Origin of the sequence: Streptomyces sp. NPDC005202, assembly GCF_040608235.1 — a bacterium.
In the GTDB taxonomy this organism is placed as follows: domain Bacteria; phylum Actinomycetota; class Actinomycetes; order Streptomycetales; family Streptomycetaceae; genus Streptomyces.
The window spans coordinates 144,303-149,021 of the sequence record NZ_JBEXHW010000014.1 but is presented as its reverse complement, the minus strand read 5'-3'; the positions used below and the strand labels follow the sequence as shown (position 1 = coordinate 149,021).

Below are 4,719 nucleotides of genomic sequence, written 5' to 3'. Positions count from 1 at the left end.
GCTTCCCTTCGGTGTTTCCGACTCTATCAGATCTTTTCTCGACCTGATCCCCAGTCAGCGGGGTTTGTCTTCCCAGCCGTTGGGCCGTTCCGACGAGTGAGACTTTAGCGGATTCCGCGCTCCCGAGCGAATCGGGGGCTGCGTTCTTTCGAACGCGGATTCCTCATTTCGCAAATACGCATGCCAATGACACGACGGCAGACTGACCGACTGTCGTCGAGGAGTGGTGGTACCTGCGAAATGGCTGTCCGGGGACCGACCGGAGTCGGCTCTCACATCGGACAACCCGAAGAACCTTACGTAGGCCGTCGACATGTGTCAACTCACGGCCGGACGGCCCTCCAGGGCGTACTCTGGGGTGCGTGACTACGCATACGTGTCCCCAGCAGTGGTGGGCCGCCTGACGGCGGCCGTACTCACGTATGCACTTCAACGGCCGCCGCCTCGGCGGCCGTTCTCGTATCTCCCTCCAGATCTCCCGAGGGGCGGCTGGCCGGGGACAACGGCCTCGACGAGGAGATGGAGTGGAGATGACACGGGTCTTCAGCGGGATCAAGCCGACCGGGCACCTGACGTTGGGGAACTACCTGGGGGCCATGCGGCGGTGGGTCGAGGTGGACCAGCACCAGTCGGACGCGTTGTTCTGCATCGTCGATCTGCACGCGCTGACCGTGGACCACGACCCCGCGCGGGTGCGCAGGCTCAGTCGGCAGGCGGCGACGCTGCTGCTGGCGGCGGGGCTGGACCCGGAGCGGTGCACCGTGTTCGTGCAGAGCCATGTGGACGAGCATCCGCGGCTGTCGTATCTGCTGGAGTGCATGGCGGCCGACGGTGAGATGCGGCGGATGATCCAGTACAAGGAGAAGGCCGCCCGCGAGCAGGAGCGGGGCAGGAGTGTGCGGCTGTCGCTGCTGACGTATCCCGTGCTGATGGCGGCGGACATCCTGGCGTACGGGACGGACGAGGTCCCGGTCGGGGGCGACCAGACGCAGCACGTGGAGCTGACCCGGGATCTGGCCGTGCGGTTCAACCAGCGGTACGGGCACACGTTCGTGGTGCCGAAGGCGACGCATCCGAAGGTGGCGGCGCGGGTGATGAACCTTCAGGAGCCGACGTCGAAGATGGGGAAGTCGGACGACTCCGGGCCGGGGATCGTGTATCTGCTGGACGAGCCGGATGTCGTGCGGAAGAAGGTCATGCGGGCCGTGACCGACAGTGGGCAGGACGTCGTCTACGACCGGGAGTCGCGGCCCGGGGTCGCGAATCTGCTGGAGATCCTGGCCGCGTGTGAAGGGGGGAACCCCGAAGCCCTGAGCGGTGTACATGAGTCGTATGGCGCCTTGAAGAAGGACACCGCGGAGGCCGTGGTCGAGCTGCTCAGGCCCGTGCAGGAGAGGCACAAGGAGTTGTGCGCGGATCCAGCGTATGTGGAGGGGGTGTTGCGGGCGGGCGCGGAGAAGGCCCGGGAGATGGCACGGCCGAGGGTGGACGCGGCGTACCGGGCGATCGGGCTCCTGCCGGCCTGAGGGCCGACGTTCGCCGACCGCCCGCCGCCGACGTCAGTTGTTGCCGGACGCCAGTTCGCGGCTGCGGTCCCGTGCGGCCTCCAGCGCGGCGATGAGCGCGGCACGCACCCCGTGGTTCTCCAGTTCGCGGATGGCGTTGATCGTCGTGCCCGCGGGCGAGGTGACGTTCTCGCGGAGTTTCACGGGGTGCTCCCCGCTGTCGCGGAGCATCACGGCGGCGCCGATCGCGGACTGGACGATGAGGTCGTGGGCCTTGTCGCGAGGCAGGCCGAGGAGGATGCCGGCGTCGGTCATGGCTTCGACCAGGTAGAAGAAGTACGCCGGGCCCGAGCCGGAGAGGGCGGTGCAGGCGTCCTGCTGGGACTCGGGGACGCGGAGTGTCTTGCCGACGGCGCCGAAGATCTCCTCGGCGTGGGCGAGGTGGCTGGCGGTGGCGTGGGTGCCGGCGGAGATGACGGACATGGCCTCGTCGACGAGGGCGGGGGTGTTCGTCATGACGCGGACGACCGGGGTGCCCGCGGCCAGGCGCTCCTCGAAGTAGGAGGTGGGGATGCCGGCGGCTCCGCTGATGACCAGGCGGCCGGCGGGGATGTGCGGGGCGAGTTCGTCGAGGAGGGTGCCCATGTCCTGCGGTTTGACCGTGAGGATCAGGGTGTCGGCGGTCTTGGCGGCCTCCGGGTTGGTGACCGGGGTGACTCCGTAGCGGGTACGGAGTTCTTCAGCCCGTTCGGGGCGGCGGGCGGTGACCAGGAGGTCGGCGGGGGCCCAGCCGGCTCGGATCATTCCGCTGAGCAGGGCCTCGCCGATCTTGCCGGTGCCGAGGACTGCGACTTTCTGGCTCATGGGGTTCATCCTCGCACCGGGGGTGAGGGGTGCGGGGCGGTTGTCCGGCAGGCGGGACGGTGGTTGCCGGGGTGCGGTGGGGTTGCGGCGCGGAGCGGGGCGGCTAGGCCGTACGCCTCCTCAAGGTGGCCGCTCCCAGCCCCAGCACCAGCAGTGCGCAGCCCGCCACGATCAGGACGTCCCGCACGAATGTCGCCGTCATGTCCGTGTGGCGGAGGACTTCGTTCATGCCGTCGACCGCGTACGACATCGGGAGGACGTCGGAGATGGCCTCCAGGACGGGGTGCATGGTGGAGCGGGGGGCGAAGAGGCCGCAGAGCAGAAGTTGCGGGAAGATGACTGCCGGCATGAACTGGACCGCCTGGAATTCCGAGGCCGCGAAGGCCGAGACGAAGAGGCCGAGGGCCGTGCCCAGCAGCGCGTCGAGCAGGGCCACCAGGAGGAGGAGCCAGGGCGAGCCCGTGACGTCCAGGCCGAGGAACCAGACCGCCAGGCCCGTGGCCAGGGCGGACTGGATGATCGCGAGGATGCCGAAGGCGAGGGCGTAACCCGCGATGAGGTCGCCCTTGCCGACGGGCATGGCGAGGAGGCGTTCGAGGGTGCCCGAGGTGCGTTCGCGCAAGGTGGCGATCGAGGTCACCAGGAACATCGTGATCAGCGGGAAGATCCCTAGGAGCGAGGCGCCGATGTTGTCGAAGGTGCGGGGGCTGCCGTCGAAGACGTAGCGCAGCAGGAGCAGCAGCGCGCAGGGGACCAGGATCAGCAGGGCGATCGTGCGCGGGTCGTGGCGGAGCTGGCGCAGCACCCGGGCCGCGGTGGCGGTGGTGCGGGAGGCGTTCAGGGCGCCGGTGGGGGCGGGTGCGGTCGTCTTCGTGCTCATCGTGGTGGTCATCGTGGTGTTCATCGGGCTGTCTCCTTGGCGCGGCCTGCTGCGACCGCCTCGTCCACCAGGTGCAGGAACGCCGCCTCGACGGTCTCCGAGCCGGTACGGGACCGGAGCGAGTCCGGGGTGTCGTCGGCGAGGATCTCGCCCTCGCGCATGAGGAGGAGGCGGTGGCAGCGCTCGGCCTCGTCCATGACGTGGGAGGAGACGAGGAGGGTCGCGCCGCGGGTCTCGGCGATGTCGTGGAAGAGGTTCCACAGGTCGCGGCGCAGGACCGGGTCCAGGCCGACCGTGGGTTCGTCGAGGACCAGGAGTTCGGGGGTGCCGAGCAAGGCCACCGCCAGGGAGACGCGGTTGCGCTGGCCGCCGGAGAGGTTGCCGGCCAGGGCGTCGGTGTGGCTGGTGAGGTCGACGTCGGCGATGGCCCGGGTGACGTTGTCGTGGCGGCGCTCGGCTGCCGCGCGGCCCGGGTCGAGGATCGCGGCGAAGTAGTCGAGGTTCTGGCGGACGGTCAGGTCGTCGTAGACGGAGGGGGCCTGGGTGACGTAGCCGATGCGGCTGCGGAGGGCGGCGTGGCCTGCGGGGTGGCCGAGGACCTCCAGGGTTCCGGTGACCTTCGCCTGGGTGCCGACGATCGCGCGCATGAGGGTCGACTTGCCGCATCCCGAGGGGCCGAGCAGGCCGGTGATCTGGCCGCGGGGGACGGTGAAGTCGAGGCCGCGCAGGACCGTGCGGGGGCCGCGGACGACGGTGAGGCCTTCGGCGTGGACGGCGTCGGTTCCCGTGCGGGGTGGACCAGAAGCATAATTCACCATGCGATGAATAATGCGGGGGACGGCGGGGTGCCGTCAAGGGGGTGGGTGCGCGATGACGCGCCGGCAGGCGCGGCAGGCCCGGCAGTCCGGCTGCGGCGGAGGCAGCATGAGCGGGCGGCAGCCCGGGACGAGCCAGGGGCTGCCGCCGCACGGGGCGAAAGATGCCGGGGTCAGCGCCGGTGGAGCAGAGCCGTCGCGATACCGGTGCCGGCACCGATGTCCGCGACGCGGGCGCCCGCCAGGGGGCGGCCGGTGAGTTCCTCGAGCCTGTCGAAGAGGGCGGGCGGGTAGGAGGGGCGGTTCGCGGCGTACTGGGCTGCGGCGGCGTTGAAGGAGTGGGCTCGGGTGGCGTGGAGGCTCTCGGGGCCCGGGACGGGCGGCGGGGATGCGGTCATACGGCCATGGTGGGCGCAGTGGACCGGCCTGTGTCAGCGGATTTCGGCACGAGGGCCGGCGCGGCGCGGCGTGGGAGGGTGCGGGACGGCGCGGCGTGGGGCGGTGCGGCACGGCCCGGCGTGGGGCGGTGCGGGACGGCCCGGCGTGGGGCGGTGCGGCACGGCCCGGCGTGGGGCGGTGCGGGACGGCCCGGCGTGGGGCGGTGCGGGACGGCCCGGCGTGGGGCGGTGCGGGACGGCCCGGCGTGGGGCGGTGC

Annotated in this window: 4 protein-coding genes and 1 pseudogene; 1 reads left to right on the top strand and 4 read right to left on the bottom strand. The window is 70.8% G+C overall.

Going from position 1 to position 4,719, the window contains the following annotated elements; all coding sequences use genetic code 11:
- The first annotated feature begins 530 nt into the window (after nucleotides 1-530).
- A complete protein-coding gene (gene trpS, locus ABZV31_RS21650; protein WP_355896198.1) occupies nucleotides 531-1,526 on the top strand; it encodes a tryptophan--tRNA ligase in 996 nt (331 codons plus the stop codon).
- A 33-nt stretch (nucleotides 1,527-1,559) separates the two neighbouring features.
- Here trpS and proC read toward each other — a convergent pair whose 3' ends face one another.
- The 4 genes and pseudogenes from proC to ABZV31_RS21630 form a co-directional block, all read right to left on the bottom strand.
- Nucleotides 1,560-2,369: a pyrroline-5-carboxylate reductase gene (gene proC, locus ABZV31_RS21645; protein ID WP_355896195.1), complete on the bottom strand. Its 810-nt coding sequence runs from the start codon at nucleotides 2,367-2,369 to the stop codon at nucleotides 1,560-1,562.
- A 103-nt stretch (nucleotides 2,370-2,472) separates the two neighbouring features.
- The gene (locus ABZV31_RS21640; protein ID WP_355896192.1) at nucleotides 2,473-3,273 is read right to left on the bottom strand and encodes an ABC transporter permease; all 801 of its coding nucleotides are present in this window, start codon (nucleotides 3,271-3,273) and stop codon (nucleotides 2,473-2,475) included.
- Nucleotides 3,270-4,067, bottom strand: a complete 798-nt coding sequence (locus ABZV31_RS21635) for an ABC transporter ATP-binding protein (protein WP_355896189.1) — start codon at nucleotides 4,065-4,067, stop codon at nucleotides 3,270-3,272. Before ABZV31_RS21635 ends, ABZV31_RS21640 begins: the two co-directional genes overlap by 4 nt.
- Before the next feature lie 179 nt (nucleotides 4,068-4,246).
- Nucleotides 4,247-4,462 (bottom strand): annotated as a pseudogene (locus ABZV31_RS21630) (SAM-dependent methyltransferase); the annotation flags it as partial.
- Between the last annotated feature and the right edge of the window lie 257 nt (nucleotides 4,463-4,719).

Coding starts and splice junctions, on each gene's coding strand:
- trpS (WP_355896198.1), top strand. CDS start 531: ATGACACGGGTCTTCAGCGGGATCAAGCCGACCGGGCACCTGACGTTG.
- proC (WP_355896195.1), bottom strand. CDS start 2,369: ATGAGCCAGAAAGTCGCAGTCCTCGGCACCGGCAAGATCGGCGAGGCC.
- ABZV31_RS21640 (WP_355896192.1), bottom strand. CDS start 3,273: ATGAACACCACGATGACCACCACGATGAGCACGAAGACGACCGCACCC.
- ABZV31_RS21635 (WP_355896189.1), bottom strand. CDS start 4,067: ATGGTGAATTATGCTTCTGGTCCACCCCGCACGGGAACCGACGCCGTC.